The following is a 14724-nucleotide window of genomic DNA, read 5'->3' as shown; positions in this document are numbered from 1 at the left end:
ATCCCCCCTTACACCCCTATCCATGGTAAGGCCATTATACTATGTTACGTTCTCCCGAACAAATGGCCCCTTTGACTTAATCGGCACAATCATATAGTCTGAATAGTAAATCTTTATTACAGGAGAACTTCCATGAAGGAAAAATACCCCTATTTACTCGTCATCCTTGGGGCAATGCTGTGGGGAACCACCGGAACGGCCCAGTCATTCGCCCCCGATGGAGCCCATCCCATTGCAATAGGTGCCGTCCGCTTGGCAGTCGGCGGGGCCGCTTTATTGCTCATTGCAATCTGGCAAAAAAAATTGACGCGGTATAACTGGCCAATGCAAGAAACCATCTTAGCCACGTTAGGCATGGCCTGTTACCAGCCGCTATTTTTCATGGGTGTCAGCATGACCGGAATTGCCATCGGCACCATCATTACTCTTAGCAGCGCCCCCATCATCGCCGGATTCCTTGAATGGCTGTTCAGTAAAAAACGGCCATCATCAAGCTGGTGGATCGCCACAGGTTTATCGATTGCCGGATGCTTACTGCTTTTTTCCAATCAAGGATCAGTTGCCATCGATCCAATAGGTGCACTGCTTGCGCTGGGGGCCGGAGCTTCCTTTACGGTATACACATTGGCTAGTAAAAGGATTTTGGAGAAACAACCACCAGAAGCAACTGCCGCCGTCATCTTCAGTTTTAGCGCCCTGCTGTTGGCACCCGCTTTATTCATACTGGATATCAGCTGGATCGGCACTACGAATGGGCTGGCCATCAGCCTTCACCTTGGACTTCTTGCTACAGCAGCCGCCTACTTATTTTTTAATAAAGGGCTAATATCCGTTCCTTCATCAACAGCGGTTTCGTTATCACTCGCCGAACCGCTGACAGCCGCTCTTCTCGGTGTCTTCCTTGTCGGCGAGAGCTTGGCCCCCATGTCATGGATCGGGGTCGGATTGCTCTTATGCGGAATCATCTCTTTGACGATTTCACCAGGGCTACGAAAAAATCCTACATTGATGAACCAGGAGCTGTCCTAAAGTGAAAAAATGTCAGGATAATTTCCTGGCTTTTTTTCAATTTTCCTAATGAATGAATCAGCCTTTGAGTTTTACTAAGTAGAACAAAAACCAGACGGCATGGTTTTGTTCATCAGCAGCAGCACGCCGGAACGCCTTCCGAATGGTTCTATCAGCCGCACCATCTGCGACATCCAGATAAAAATCCACTGTTTCCTGTTCATCTTGAACGGCAAATTCCAATCCAGCTGCATAGGAGTCCGGGCATGGTTCCGTCACTTTAGGCTGTGGCTGAATCCCGGTCAAGCTGTTGTATATCCGGGTGAATGCTTGAAAATGTTTTATTTCATCTTCCCTTATTTCAATGATTTGTTTCCTCTGCTTTTCATCCGGCGCTAATGCTGCCAATTTCTCATAACACTGGATGGCACTATACTCGCCATTTATCGCCTTTTCAAGCTGAATCAACATATCCTGCTGTCTGTTCCAATCACCTTCATACTTTTCATGCCCATACATGGCATAATCCCTCCCTGTTCTTTATTCCATATAGTATGAAATACAGAGAACCAGGTGCCCATCAGATCATCGTATGCCTTGAAATATGAACGGGAGAGAGGTCTCGCCACAGGTATTCAACCATTCGGCGGTATAAATACAAGTGGAATGGAGTCTTATCATGGAATATATGGCCTCAAGGACTTTTCACATGAAAAAGGGGTCTTCGTACCGGCAAAATAATATTCCCCTTTCGGCACCAGTGGAAAACCCGGCAAAAGCATCCTTTTGCCGGGTTTTCCACTACTACTGAATGATTTGTACATTCTCATATAAATAAGCTTCTTCCGGTGCCTTTATTTTCTTCGACTCTTTTAAATCGATCACCGGTACGGGTTCCCCTTTATAGCTTCCTTTTTTTAATGTCCCTGTAATCGTATACCAATCATTCGTCTTCATTCCTTCCACATTCCCGTTGACCATATATCCGTATAACGTCGCATCGACCACACAGCAGGACATGGAGAGGCGGGAGATGGCCATTTGTTTTTTCGTAAATGTATCCTCACGGTATATGAACCCCGAAATCTCTATTTCCTTTCCCTCGATCGTATCAAGGTTGTTCAGTAAATCATCCAGTACTTCAAAATAATTATCATCGGTTACGGAGATTTTCTCCCCATTCGCATGTTTCCCTGAATCATATGAACTTACCATCTGTGTCTGCTGCTTCGCCATCCCTCTTTTCGCCAGCACTTCCCCGCTTAATGTAAAATCGGTCAAGATGAAGCCCAGAAGAATCGGAATGAAGAACAAACTATATTTCAGGACCAGTGCGGACGAGGAAGACTCTCCATTCGACCCGCAATCACAATGTTGTTCACCCTGTTTTTGTTTTTTCATTCGGAGAAGACTGATCACTAAAAAAGCAAAAAGGGCCGCCAATGCATATGGAACCATTTTGGGTGCAATCAATTTCGTCAAATATCCCGAAACATACAATTTAAAGATCATGAGGCCCAGTCCAAGCAGCAGCAATCCTTCAAGTCTTTGGATAAAAAAACGTTTCATCAGAAGCCCCCCTTACTGATCAATCCGCCTGCAATCAGGCATAGGCTGAAAACGACTGCGAAAACAAGCAGGACATACGTGACGACGAAGCTCCGTTTAAAACAGGACATCATGATCAGGACATTTTTCAAATCCAGCATGGGACCAAATACAAGGAAACCCAGTATGGATCCCGGCAGGAAACTATGGGAGAAGGAGGCGGCAACGAATGCATCAGCTGATGAACAGAGTGATAGCACAAACGCAATTCCCATCATCAATGCCGTGCCTTTTATTGGCGCCTGTCCCATATCGGCCATTACGGTCCGATCCATATACACTTGAAATACACTGGCAAACAAGGCCCCGATGATAAAGTATCTGCCGACCATAAAAAATTCCTGTGAAGTATGTTCAATGAAGCTTGTCCATTTACCGGACTGAATATCATGTTCATGCCCGTGTACCAGTTCCACCTTCTCCTCTTTCACCACATCTTTAGTGCTGAATATATGAATGAATAAACCTAAGATTATGGCCGTCAGGACACAAAGTATGATTCTTCCATATAGAATGGCCGGATTATTTTGGAACGCATAATAAGTTGAGCCGAACACGATGACATTCAATATCGGGGCCGTTACGAGCAAGACAACACCTGCATGGACCGGAACACCCTTTTGAATCAATCTCCGGACGACCGGGATGATTGCACATTCGCAAACCGGAATGATCAGCGCCGCCACTATCGCAGCAAAAATGGCCGTCAGGGGTCTTTTTGGTATCATCCGCTGAATGATTTCTTCACTGATGAACAACTGGATGAACGATGAGGCAATGGCCCCCAGGAACAGGAAAGGAATCGATTCTAAAAACAATCCCAAAAACACGACGAACACAGAGTGAAGCATCGGGTAGCCCGAGAGATCAATCGCTTTGGGAATGAACACATCGCCTAGAAAAAAGAATGCTAGCAGCAAAAACAGCAGAATCAATAATAGCAAATTTCCCGTGTAGCGTTTCAAAAGCATATTTTAACCACCTCGCAAATCAGAATTATTACGATTTAAGTTTGGATTCGGTCTAGTATATGCTTTTGATAGGATGAACAGAACAAGAAAAAAAGAGAATGGAAGACATTCCCCACCCTCACTTATTTCTTCGATATAAATCCCTGCTCTTGTATCCTTCTCCTAAAATCATTTTCATTTCCTGACGCCGTTTCACTTGGGTCGACTCTTGTTTGGCACTATACACGTAACGAGCCCAATCCTTGCGATATCCTGGGGTAAGTGATTGATAGAACGCAAGCAAATGAGGAGAATCCTGCAAATCTTTCTCAATTTCAGAAATCATTTCGATATAATCATCTACTGATTGGCTTGCTTTGGTAGATGGACGGTTTCTATTTTTCGAATCTTCTTTCAATCCGACTACCGTAAAGACATCATCCAATCCAACCATACGTGCAAACTTCAGGTCACTCGAGCCAACATAACCGTCTTCATCCGCACCAAGGCCTTGCATCAGATCATCACGATGAATATATGTGGCATATTCTTTATTCCCCTTCTTGGGATATGCCAAATAGATATAGCCGTTTTTACTCAAATGATTTTTCTCGATCACCTTATCCACGGGTCCTTTTAAAGAATCCATATCCAATACAAAGGCAAATATAAGATCATAGGCACTTTCATTAAGCTCTGTATCGTAATCCGGCAGCTCTGCTAAATAATCCGTCCCGGCTGGCAGATTCAAGACTGCAACCCGTTCATATTTATGTAAGTTCAGTTTTTCGACTATTGTTTTAGCCATTGCATTCACCATCCTAGTTCATTTTGTCCATCTTCAGTTTAAAAGCTCCCCATTCGGTTCGCAACCTCTCTCATATAAAATACAAAAAGACGATGTGTAAACCTTCCGTCTTTTTTCATATAATCATTTCTAGGAAAATATTAACTGTGCTATAATTCAGATATAATCAATTCCAATATCCAGCTTCTTTTAGTTTCTTTTTTCCCCTTGAATGCCAGCTTACATTTTCCGGTTCATCAGAGGAAGCACTGGACGTCGCATTCTTGTATTGAAGCGCAACATTCTAAGGAGGCATAAACTTAACTTTTTTGCATAGGCATGATAGGGTATCAAAGCTCCAGAAAAAATGTAGTCCCTGGGAAGTACAGAGCTGACTTCAGCTCTGCATTTCTTCCTCAAGACAACAAAAAAGCCACTCTTTGAAGCAAGGTCTTACACATGAAACATGCTTTTTTTATACAATGCGAGATATCTTTAACGATCTTTCCCAAAAAGAAACCTTCCTTAAATGCATAGTGTCACACCCCGGCAATCATTAGACATTCATATTCCATCAATGAATAAAAATCATAATCCTTGAAATCAATGTGTTTTTTATAAATACCACATCGTATAACCTTAGTTTTTATTGCATTTGTCATGCAGTCGATATCCCTTTTTTTCCTATCTAAAAAATTCCGTGATGCTTTCAAATGGGGGTGTCACAAAAGGGGAGTTCTCATGAATTATATCGAGTATGATTTGCTATTCGAATCAAGAAACCAGTTAATAGAGGTAATTACGGAGTTGGATGAAAAAATGCTCCACCATAGGCCTGCACCTGAAGTATGGAGCATCGCCCAAATTTGCCATCATTTATATCTTACGGAACAGGTTTTTACAGAAGCTATAGCAAATGGCATTCGTGAAAGGGACTTTAATAATATCATTCAAAAAAACATTTACCTGGTTACTAATAGAACAAAGAGATTCGTATCCCCTGACAACGTTTCACCCTCTTCAACCCCCTTTCAATTATCGGGCCTTATGGATTTGCTGGCAGAATCAAGGGATCGATTATTACAGGTTCTTTATGATATGGATTCAGATATCTTGTTAAATAGAAAGAAAGCCAAGCATCCCCTGTTCGGGGACCTCTCATTGGATCAATGGATTGAATTATTATCCTTACATGAACAAAGGCATATCAAACAGATACAAGAAATAAAGTCCGCCCTTATATAAGCCTTTCATGACAATGGCACCATTAGTAATCAGCCGGAGACAACATTTAAAAATTTTCAACATAAAGAGACCACTTCATTTTGTGGTCTTCTTTCATGCATGCTATGAAACGAACGTGACTGTCAGGGGCTGCACCATATTGATAGATGGGAAGAACCCTAGAATCAAGATGATACTTTCAGTTTTCTTTTGATTTGTGTTGCGAAGATTTCAAGACAGATTGCAATTATCAGGATAAAATAAGTGATTGCGCCAATTTCACTCAAGTCAAAGTAAAATCCACTTGCCATGAACATATCGAAGCCGATTCCTCCTGCGCCTGCCGCTGCGCCCATTGCGACCGCCACTGCAAAATTGATTTCAAAGCGCATGAAAGTCCATGAAATGATATAAGTGATCGAAGATGGAATGATGACTTGGAACACGATCTGCCACCAATTCGCACCGCTTGCTTGCAAGGCTTCTATCGCACCTTTATCTATTTCCTCGAAAGATTCCGAGTAGCATTTTATCTAACTCCTGGCCAGTAGAAGAAGGAAATGGTTTGATTAGACCCTCTGCCTGCATTATAAAATCACCCTCCTCACATAATTTGAGATCCATACTTTAAGCGTTTGATGGATTCCTCAATCGCCTTTGTTCCGCCCTTTACTGCAACATATCCCATATAATCTCACCCCCATTTTCTTTGATTTTAGTCGTTCTCGGTAAAGCTATTAAACGATCATGTTGATCCACAAAATACATATCGATTCCTAAAGGGAATTCTATGTTTTTTTCGTTCCTTGCACCCAGCCAGGCGGATACATACGGGAGGCTTATGAATGATTCCTGTTGAATTCCTGGTCCTGAAAGGATCATGGAGTCCCCTTTCGTTACATCCGGTACTTCTAGAATGATCATTGCCGATTCATGAGGGTTCAACAGATTTCCTACCTTTGCTTTATTCAAAGCTTCCTTCATTTGCTCCTCGAAGGCATCAAGTAAAATAAAGATAAAATCCGCTTCCTGCAAATCGACAGGTTTTGAATAAGTAAGCTGATTAATCATTCTTGACACCGCCTCCTCCTCCTTTGCAATGACCTTAAAAGTCACTTCAGGGTCAAGTACCGTGCGTGCAAGCAGGATGGTAGAAGAAAAGCATTCCATTTGAACATCCAACGTCTTGGCTTCCCTCTCCAAAACCACTAAAGTTCCAGGTCTTGAAGTCGCCGTTACAAGCTTTCTATAAACAGTTTGTATATCATGAACCACATCCAAATTCATTGCTTTCCCCCCTTATTAAACATCCATTGTTTCAAAGTTTACCTTGGTTCTTAAGATTGATCGGTTCAGCTCTTGAAGATTCTTCTGTTTATTCTTCTTCTCATTTTCTAAAACATGTGTCCATACTCTTGTTTCGCCAAGATCAGCCTGATAAGCAGCATCAATGATAGCTAAACTATGTGCCAGCTCTTCCCGATGTTCCTTAACGATACCAATCCCGATTGAATCCTGGATTTGGACCGTGCATTCAGTCACCAGCATTTCCCCTAGATAAAACAAGCTCTTTTTTGCCGTTTCCCTTGACTTTAGCAACACAAGGGCACTCTCTGGCTTTTGAATGACGGTAACTTTATATTTCATTTCTATTTCCTTGGCGAATTCCTTTGCAATGTCCTCAGAGCCTTGAATCAAAATCTCGGTTCTTTCCCTTCTTCTCATTCCATCGGCCTCCAAATGTTTTAGTTTCCCGCTACATCTTCAATGTATCTTGTTGCCAAGTGAACGTTCGTTAAGAAAGAGTAAATCTTTGTATGAAATTTGTTAAAGCCGGGCCTACACTATTCAAATTTCGTGCTATTACTCATTAATTCGAGCTTTACTCGTGAGTTTCGTACTTTTACTCGTGAATTCGGAGCATTTACTCGTGAGTTTTGTACTTTTACTCGTGAATTCAGAGCATTTACTCTTGAATTCGAGCGGTATCTGGAATGGAAGTTTTTATATAACATATGTGAAACAATCGCTTCGATAGATTATGACCGTGTGCTCAAGGACTTGATTGCTCCGCTTATCCCGGCATAACGATTCCACTTGCAAAAGTGGAAATAAACTTGAACACTGCAAAATATCCCGTTCGAAAAGAGTAGGAAAAATCACGTTCAGCGTGCTCCTGCTGGATTCGAATTCTACATAACCTCGCTGCCTATAATATTGGAACATAGAGGTAATATCAGGACCGTCATTATCTATTTCAGGAAATGTTGATTTTGCTACAAATGATGTATGAAGTGCAATCGGGAAACCGTCCATTAACCTAAGCCTGCCAATTTTATAGACCTTGTCATCACTTTCCACATCGAGGCTTTGAAAAATCTTCTGATCATAAGAAAGTTCTTCGCAAAAAATCGTACTCGTTTGAAAGGAAAACTGGAATTCATTCATTTTCTCGGTGAAACTAACATCTCCGGATAGAATTAACGGAATTTGCTTCTTGCTTTCCTGGACATAACTTCCCTTACCTTGCTTTGAATAGATAAAGCCTAAATCTTGAAGCTGCTCATATGCCTTCCTGACAATCATTCTGGGAACATTAAATTGATCAGCGAGTATATGCTCCGAAGGTAACTTCTTATCCAATTGAAAGGTCCCGCTCTTAATTTCCGATATCAAATGATCCACTAAAAAGTTTTTTTCCGCCAACAGAAATCCCCCTTTAAATTTTAGATCTACCCAATACCTATTTTCCCCTGTTAATGTCAGTGTAATGAGAAAATATGAAGCTACCATGAGTTTCTTGTAAAAAAAAAGTCCTGGTCAATCACCAGAACGAAAGGGAATACTTATTTTATGGATCTTTTCAATACAACATCCTTCATCGTTTAGTCTTTCAAACTGCTCGTCCAGCATATGAACAGGCCGCTTTCACAGCCAAATCCCTGGTTTCATAGATCAATATTTTTCAATACCACATCATTAATGGCCATGCTTTTTTTCCTTAATTTCAAAGCATCCACACATTCCTTTCCAGGGCTCATACTGCCAAGCCGAATCGGCTTCTCCCCATAATCCCCATGAAAATCTGAACCTCCTGTCTTAATGAGATTATACTGATCTGCATATGAAATCGCTCTTTCCTCTTCTGCATGACCATGATGCGGGTGAAGAACTTCAATCCCTTCAAGCCCTGCTTCCACAAGATCAGGAGTAATTTCGAAACTCCCGTATTGTCCAGGATGAGCAAGGACCGGAACGCCTCCGGCAGCACGAATCGCTTTCACAGCCAGAATGGCATCCACATACTCCATAGGTATAAAGGCAATGCCCGCCTCTTCTCCATTTTGGCCGCGACTGAAGATCTTCTTATACAAATCTCCATAGATAGAATCCGTATACCCCGATTCCCGCAGCGCTAGCATAATATGCTGTTTATAAATACCGGTTCCTCCCCTGAATTTAGAAACCTGATCCCAAGTTATTCGATATCCTGCATAGATTAGCCGCTCCACCATTTTTTCAGAAGCTGCATTCCTTTTTTCAATCAATGGATGACATAGCTCTTCAAGTGCCTTATGACCAGGCTCAACAAAATAGCCCAAAATATGTACACGCCTGCCTCTGGCAAAGTCATAACCAGAAATTTCTATACCGGGGATGATTTCAATTCCTATTTCCTTTCCCCGTTCCACCATCTCTTGCAATCTCATCGTTGTATCATGATTCGTAATCGCTAAATGGCCGATGCTCTCCCTTTTTGCAACCTCCAATAGTTCTTCAAAAGAACTGGAACCATCTGAAATGTTCGTATGACAATGTAATTCAACCTTCATGCCAATCCCCCTATTCTTTTTCGTTACCCATTATCATTTTAACTTAGTGACATGTCGGTCAACGTTAAGATGATGTAAAAAAAAGTAAAGGTGTAAAAGTCGTCAGATTGGTGAAAATACTTAAGTATTTCAGGCTGTAAACAAATAAAAACGTTGGAATTGATTTCAGGAATCCGACCCCTTTCCGCCGACTGTCTGCCAAGCCTCCTGCCGCAAGCATTTAGCAGGGTCTCGATTAGCCAGTTATTCGGCAGGAGAGTCGCAAATTTCTTTATCCAAAAGGTTACAGTAAAAAATCATGAAGGATAACCTAGGTTTTAAAATCATGCTTCGGGATGAGACCATTCCGAACCCACACAAAGTGATTGGAACGGGTGTACGAGACACCTGCGGGAAAAGTCCGTCCAGCCCGCGGAAAGCGAGTGCCCTACGTTCCAATCATGTTCGTTCGTATTTTTCAGCTTCCTGCCCTGTAACGGATTTTCCATCAAGTTGAAATAAAATTAAAATAAAACCATTAAAAATTTTGACTTACTGTCAAAAATGATGTACATTACCTAATGGGCGAACAATTTTTATATAAAAAGACAAAAATATTCGTATATAGAGGTGCATAACATGGAAAACGTGTTTGATTATGAAGATATTCAATTAATTCCTGCAAAATGTGTAGTAAATAGCCGTTCTGAGTGTGATACATCCGTTACTTTGGGTAAACATACATTCAAGTTACCTGTAGTACCTGCCAATATGCAAACGATCATTGATGAAAAGATTGCCATTTACTTGGCTGAAAACGGTTACTTTTATGTAATGCATCGTTTTGAGCCAGAAAAACGACTGACTTTCATTAAAGACATGCATTCAAGAGAATTGATCGCATCCATCAGCGTCGGCGTTAAAGAAGAAGAATACGGATTCATCGAACAATTATCGGAAGACAACATTGTACCTGAATACATTACGATAGATATTGCACACGGCCATTCCAATGCCGTGATAAAAATGATACAGCATATTAAAAAACATTTACCTGAAAGTTTTGTCATTGCAGGAAATGTGGGAACTCCTGAAGCGGTACGGGAATTGGAACATGCCGGTGCCGATGCTACAAAGGTGGGCATCGGGCCAGGGAAAGTATGCATCACTAAAATCAAGACTGGATTTGGAACGGGCGGCTGGCAACTAGCTGCACTTCGCTGGTGTGCAAAAGCGGCAAGCAAGCCAATCATAGCAGACGGCGGCATTCGCACGAACGGTGATATTGCTAAATCAGTTAGATTTGGCGCTTCGATGGTCATGATCGGTTCACTATTTGCCGGACATGAGGAATCTCCAGGTCAAACGATCGAGAAAGATGGAAAGGCCTTTAAAGAATACTTTGGTTCAGCTTCTGAATTCCAAAAAGGTGAAAAGAAAAACGTTGAAGGCAAAAAGATGTTTGTCGAGCACAAAGGCTCTTTGGAAGATACGTTGAAGGAAATGGAACAAGATCTTCAGTCTTCCATTTCATATGCCGGTGGAACCAAGTTGGAAGCCATCCGGAATGTGGATTATGTGGTCGTCAAGAATTCAATCTTTAACGGGGACAAAGTTTATTAAGAAGCAACGTAAAAAAGAACGGCCTAATCAATGGATTATGAACTGCACCCCAATTGTTAGACAACATCTAACAATTGGAGGTGCAGTTTTTTTGACTAAATATACGATAGACGAAAAATCAAATGCAGTTTTAGAGTACTTAGAAGGGAAAAAATCCTATAAATCCATTGCTCAAGAAAGAAATGTAGGTTTATCCCCTCTGAAAAGATGGGTCGCTCGCTATCTAAAACATGGGATGGAAGGACTTGTTTCATCCTATACAAATTACACTTTGCCCTTTAAACTAGAAGTACTTAAATATTTGAACGAATATGGGGCATCGATCAACGAGACCGCTGTACACTATAACCTTCCTTCCGATTCTACACTTTTGAATTGGGCAAATCAGTTTAAGGAAGGAGGTATAGACGCCCTTAAACCAAAGAAAAAGGGGCGTCTATCCATGAAAAAAGAAACTAAGAAAAAATCGCCAGCTAATGGCTCCCAAGAAGCACTTCTTGCCGAATTAGAATACTTACGTGCAGAGAATGCCTATCTAAAAAAGTTGAATGCCTTAGTTCAAGAAAAGGAAGCCTTACAAAGAAAGAAAAAGCGAAAGTAGTCCATGAACTAAGGAAACAATTTGATTTAAATCTACTTCTATCCATTTCTAAAATGGCACGGAGTACGTACTATTATTGGGTTAACGCCTTCGGGCGTGAGGATAAATACACAGAAATTAAATCCCTTATCAAAGAGATATTCCATACGCATAAAGGGCGTTATGGGTATCGGCGTATCACCCTAGAATTACGTAACCGAGGTGCTCGCATCAATCATAAAACAGTTCTCCGATTGATGAATGAACTAGGATTGAAGTCATTAGTTCGCATGAAGAAATACCGTTCGTACAAAGGGAACATCGGCAAGATTGCGCCCAACATTCTAGCACGTGATTTCAAGGCGGCAAAGTCCAATGAAAAATGGGTGACAGACGTCACAGAATTCCATCTAGCTGGGGAGAAACTATACTTATCGGCCATTCTAGACCTGTTTAATGGAGAAATCATCGCCCATAATATCGAATCTCGTCCTGTTTATCCGCTCGTTTCCAAAATGCTGGATAAAGCCTTTGATCGCTTGGAATCGAAAGATTCACCCATTCTCCATTCAGATCAGGGCTGGCATTATCAGATGAAACAATACTCGCATGATTTGAAAAAACATAACATTACACAAAGCATGTCCCGCAAAGGAAATTGTCTCGATAATGCGGTCATTGAAAACTTCTTTGGCTTATTAAAATCCGAATTACTCTATCTTCAAGAATTTAAAAGCATGGAGCATTTCAAACAAGAACTAGAAGAATATATCCATTACTACAATCATCAAAGAATCAAGGTAAAATTAAAAGGCATGAGCCCGGTAGATTACCGGGTTCATGCCCTCAAGGCTGCCTAAGTAAATAAAGTGTCTAACTTTTTGGGTTCACTTCATTAGGCCGTTCTTTTTTACTTATACCTTTTTAACAAATTGGGATTTTAATTTCATTGCACCAAAACCATCAATCTTGCAATCAATATCATGATCACCTTCAACTAGACGGATGCTTTTGACTTTAGTGCCCATTTTTAAGACGGATGAGCTCCCTTTCACTTTAAGATCCTTGATTACCGTAACGGTATCACCATCGTTCAAGGGATTTCCATTAGCATCTTTGATCGTCTTCTTTTGGTCTCCATTTTCCGTTTCCGCTTCCACCGTCCACTCATGGGCGCATTCCGGACAAACAAAAAGACTACCGTCTTCGTATGTATATTCTGAATCACATACAGGGCAATTAGGAAAATCAGACATAAATTCACTTCCTCCATTCGTTATTCCCAATTTTAATATAATAATGGTTTACATACAACCGGTAGGCGATTACAGCTTCTGTGTTCCTCCCTTCCTCTAGAACCTATAAAGGTTTTACTATATACTTTTAAGAAAAAGCTGGAAAGTGCGGTGAATCCATTGTTTAAACTACTATTGATAGAAGATGATACGACGTTATTCAATGAAATTAAAGATAGATTGGCGCAATGGTCTTATGATATTTACGGAATCGGCGATTTTAGTAAAGTGGTTCAGGAATTTACGGACATAAAACCTGATTTGGTCATCATTGATATACAGTTACCGAAGTTTGATGGGTTTCATTGGTGCAGAATGATCCGGACCCATTCCAATGTTCCCATCATCTTTTTATCCTCACGTGATCATCCTACCGACATGGTGATGTCCATGCAGCTTGGAGCTGATGATTTTATCCAGAAGCCTTTTCATTTTGATGTACTCATCGCAAAGATACAGGCCACCCTTCGCCGTGTCTATAATTACAATACCGAAAAGATCGAATTGAAAACCTGGTGCGGCGCAACTGTGGATTACGAGAAGAACACGGTCTCGGCCGAGACTGGCACAATCGAATTGACGAAAAATGAAATTTTCATCTTGAAAAAGCTCATTGAACAGAAAAACAAGATCGTAAGCCGTGAAGAATTGATCAACAGCTTATGGGATGACAAACGTTTCATAAGCGATAACACCCTTACAGTGAATGTGAACCGTTTACGAAAGAGGTTGGATGAACTGGGTTTAGGGCAATTTATCGAAACGAAGGTTGGACAGGGCTATATAGCCGTGGAAGAGGCAAATGCATGATCAGAAAATATCTCGTGGAAAGGTTCAGCTGGATCATATTCTACATACTTCTTCATCTATTCATTATCTTTGTCGCTTTTCTTGATTCGGCCATTCCGTTAAAGCCCATACTGTATATTGTTTTTTTATCATTGCTCATATTCAGTATGTTTTTGATATTCCGCTATAAAAAAGAAACATATTTTTATAAAAGTTTAGAAGCGCGGGAAGAAAACCTGGATATTACGAATATAGCCGAACCGGAAAGCCCTTTCGAAAAAATCATAGAAAACAGCATCATTAACCAAACCGAAATATTGAAGCAATCCGCATCAATTGGTCAAATGACTTTAGAGCAGGAGAAGGATGAATTATTATCTTGGATTCATGAAGTGAAGACACCATTGACGGCGATGCATTTAATGATTGACCGCTTGGATGATGAATTGCTGAAATCCCATTTGACTTATGAGTGGCTGCGCATTCACCTGCTTCTTGATCAGCAGCTCCATCAAAGGCGCATGCCTTTCATCGAAAATGATTTGTATATAGAGAAAACCGATTTGGAAACAATAATCTTTGATGAGATTAAAACGCTGCAATCATGGTGCATTCAAAAAGGGATCGGCTTCGACATACAATTGGATGTAACCGAAGTGCTTACTGATGCCAAATGGCTGGCCTTCATCATGAGGCAGCTCTTGACCAACTCGATTAAATACAGTGAAAACTCAGATATCACGATATATAGCCATGAACAAGCTGAACAAACGGTTCTTGAAGTGAAGGATTCTGGACGGGGCATCGACCCAAAGGATTTATCCCGCATATTTGATAAAGGATTTACTTCCACAACAAATCATCGTGACAATGCGGCAACTGGCATGGGTTTATATTTAACCAAGAATGCAGCCGAGTCCCTATTCATCTCCATTGACGTGAAATCAGAGCTTGGTACCGGAACGACAGTTACCTTGACCTTCCCAAAAAGAAATGATTTCGTGAATATCACAAGCATGTGACAAAAGTGTCACATGCTTTTATTCTT

At 41.1% G+C, this 14724-nt stretch carries 16 protein-coding genes and 2 pseudogenes; 8 read left to right on the top strand and 10 right to left on the bottom strand.

The window, feature by feature from the left end:
- Positions 1-132 precede the first annotated feature (132 nt).
- On the top strand, positions 133-1029 hold the full coding sequence (locus QFZ73_RS18195; protein ID WP_307269069.1) for a DMT family transporter: 897 nt from the start codon (positions 133-135) through the stop codon (positions 1027-1029).
- Positions 1030-1086: 57 nt separating this feature from the next.
- On the opposite strand, the gene QFZ73_RS18190 is transcribed toward QFZ73_RS18195, so the two are convergent.
- Complete coding sequence (locus QFZ73_RS18190) at positions 1087-1527, bottom strand: ferritin-like domain-containing protein (protein ID WP_251429466.1); 441 nt, start codon at positions 1525-1527, stop codon at positions 1087-1089.
- A gap of 120 nt (positions 1528-1647) precedes the next feature.
- Between QFZ73_RS18190 and QFZ73_RS18185 the strand changes: the two are divergent.
- Positions 1648-1749, top strand: a pseudogene (locus QFZ73_RS18185) (hypothetical protein); the annotation flags it as partial.
- Between the two features lie 63 nt (positions 1750-1812).
- Here QFZ73_RS18185 and QFZ73_RS18180 read toward each other — a convergent pair.
- The 3 genes from QFZ73_RS18180 to QFZ73_RS18170 form a co-directional block, all read right to left on the bottom strand.
- Positions 1813-2577 (bottom strand): TIGR03943 family putative permease subunit, encoded by a 765-nt coding sequence (locus QFZ73_RS18180; RefSeq protein ID WP_251429469.1) that lies wholly within the window; start codon positions 2575-2577, stop codon positions 1813-1815.
- Positions 2577-3587, bottom strand: coding sequence for a permease (locus QFZ73_RS18175; RefSeq protein ID WP_251429472.1), 1011 nt, complete (start codon positions 3585-3587; stop codon positions 2577-2579). The genes QFZ73_RS18180 and QFZ73_RS18175 overlap by 1 nt, the downstream gene beginning before the upstream one ends.
- A 118-nt stretch (positions 3588-3705) precedes the next feature.
- Positions 3706-4374, bottom strand: a complete 669-nt coding sequence (locus QFZ73_RS18170; RefSeq protein ID WP_307269061.1) for a YdeI/OmpD-associated family protein — start codon at positions 4372-4374, stop codon at positions 3706-3708.
- Between the two features lie 720 nt (positions 4375-5094).
- On the opposite strand from QFZ73_RS18170, the gene QFZ73_RS18165 reads away from it, so the two are divergent.
- Positions 5095-5598 (top strand): DinB family protein, encoded by a 504-nt coding sequence (locus QFZ73_RS18165; RefSeq protein ID WP_251429478.1) that lies wholly within the window; start codon positions 5095-5097, stop codon positions 5596-5598.
- A gap of 164 nt (positions 5599-5762) precedes the next feature.
- Here QFZ73_RS18165 and QFZ73_RS18160 read toward each other — a convergent pair.
- From QFZ73_RS18160 to QFZ73_RS18140, 5 genes and pseudogenes are all read right to left on the bottom strand, one after another.
- Positions 5763-6110: pseudogene (locus tag QFZ73_RS18160) on the bottom strand (PhnE/PtxC family ABC transporter permease); the annotation flags it as partial.
- A 136-nt stretch (positions 6111-6246) separates the two neighbouring features.
- Positions 6247-6864 (bottom strand): phosphonate C-P lyase system protein PhnH, encoded by a 618-nt coding sequence (phnH, locus tag QFZ73_RS18155; protein ID WP_307269056.1) that lies wholly within the window; start codon positions 6862-6864, stop codon positions 6247-6249.
- 15 nt (positions 6865-6879) lie between these two features.
- The gene (phnG, locus tag QFZ73_RS18150; protein ID WP_307269054.1) at positions 6880-7302 is read right to left on the bottom strand and encodes a phosphonate C-P lyase system protein PhnG; all 423 of its coding nucleotides are present in this window, start codon (positions 7300-7302) and stop codon (positions 6880-6882) included.
- Positions 7303-7581: 279 nt separating this feature from the next.
- Entirely contained in the window at positions 7582-8283 is a 702-nt protein-coding gene (locus tag QFZ73_RS18145; RefSeq protein ID WP_307269051.1) for a GntR family transcriptional regulator, read from the bottom strand.
- A 242-nt stretch (positions 8284-8525) separates the two neighbouring features.
- Positions 8526-9410: a PHP domain-containing protein gene (locus QFZ73_RS18140; protein ID WP_307269048.1), complete on the bottom strand. Its 885-nt coding sequence runs from the start codon at positions 9408-9410 to the stop codon at positions 8526-8528.
- A gap of 298 nt (positions 9411-9708) precedes the next feature.
- Here QFZ73_RS18140 and QFZ73_RS18135 point away from each other — a divergent pair, with 298 nt between their 5' ends.
- From QFZ73_RS18135 to QFZ73_RS18125, 3 genes are all read left to right on the top strand, one after another.
- Positions 9709-9906: a hypothetical protein gene (locus QFZ73_RS18135; RefSeq protein ID WP_307269045.1), complete on the top strand. Its 198-nt coding sequence runs from the start codon at positions 9709-9711 to the stop codon at positions 9904-9906.
- Between the two features lie 122 nt (positions 9907-10028).
- Complete coding sequence (gene guaC, locus QFZ73_RS18130) at positions 10029-11012, top strand: GMP reductase (RefSeq protein WP_063232623.1); 984 nt, start codon at positions 10029-10031, stop codon at positions 11010-11012.
- 91 nt (positions 11013-11103) lie between these two features.
- Positions 11104-12452, top strand: a protein-coding gene (locus QFZ73_RS18125; protein WP_307269041.1) for an IS3 family transposase whose coding sequence is annotated in 2 segments (ribosomal slippage) — positions 11104-11548 and positions 11548-12452 — 1350 coding nt in all. Because the reading frame shifts where the segments join, the coding sequence is not laid out codon by codon here.
- Between the two features lie 54 nt (positions 12453-12506).
- Here the strand turns inward: QFZ73_RS18125 and QFZ73_RS18120 are convergent.
- Positions 12507-12848 (bottom strand): zinc ribbon domain-containing protein YjdM, encoded by a 342-nt coding sequence (locus QFZ73_RS18120; RefSeq protein WP_307269038.1) that lies wholly within the window; start codon positions 12846-12848, stop codon positions 12507-12509.
- Positions 12849-13007: 159 nt separating this feature from the next.
- Between QFZ73_RS18120 and QFZ73_RS18115 the strand changes: the two genes are divergently transcribed.
- Together QFZ73_RS18115 and QFZ73_RS18110 are read left to right on the top strand one after the other, a co-directional pair.
- Complete coding sequence (locus QFZ73_RS18115; protein ID WP_251430009.1) at positions 13008-13697, top strand: response regulator transcription factor; 690 nt, start codon at positions 13008-13010, stop codon at positions 13695-13697.
- Positions 13694-14698, top strand: coding sequence for a sensor histidine kinase (locus QFZ73_RS18110; RefSeq protein WP_307269035.1), 1005 nt, complete (start codon positions 13694-13696; stop codon positions 14696-14698). The genes QFZ73_RS18115 and QFZ73_RS18110 overlap by 4 nt, the downstream gene beginning before the upstream one ends.
- Positions 14699-14724 lie beyond the last annotated feature (26 nt).

It is taken from the genome of Peribacillus sp. V2I11 (genome assembly GCF_030817135.1).
Lineage (GTDB): Bacteria > Bacillota > Bacilli > Bacillales > DSM-1321 > Peribacillus > Peribacillus simplex.
The sequence above is the reverse complement of the archived record's forward strand: the minus strand, read 5'-3'. Positions and strand labels throughout refer to the sequence as shown.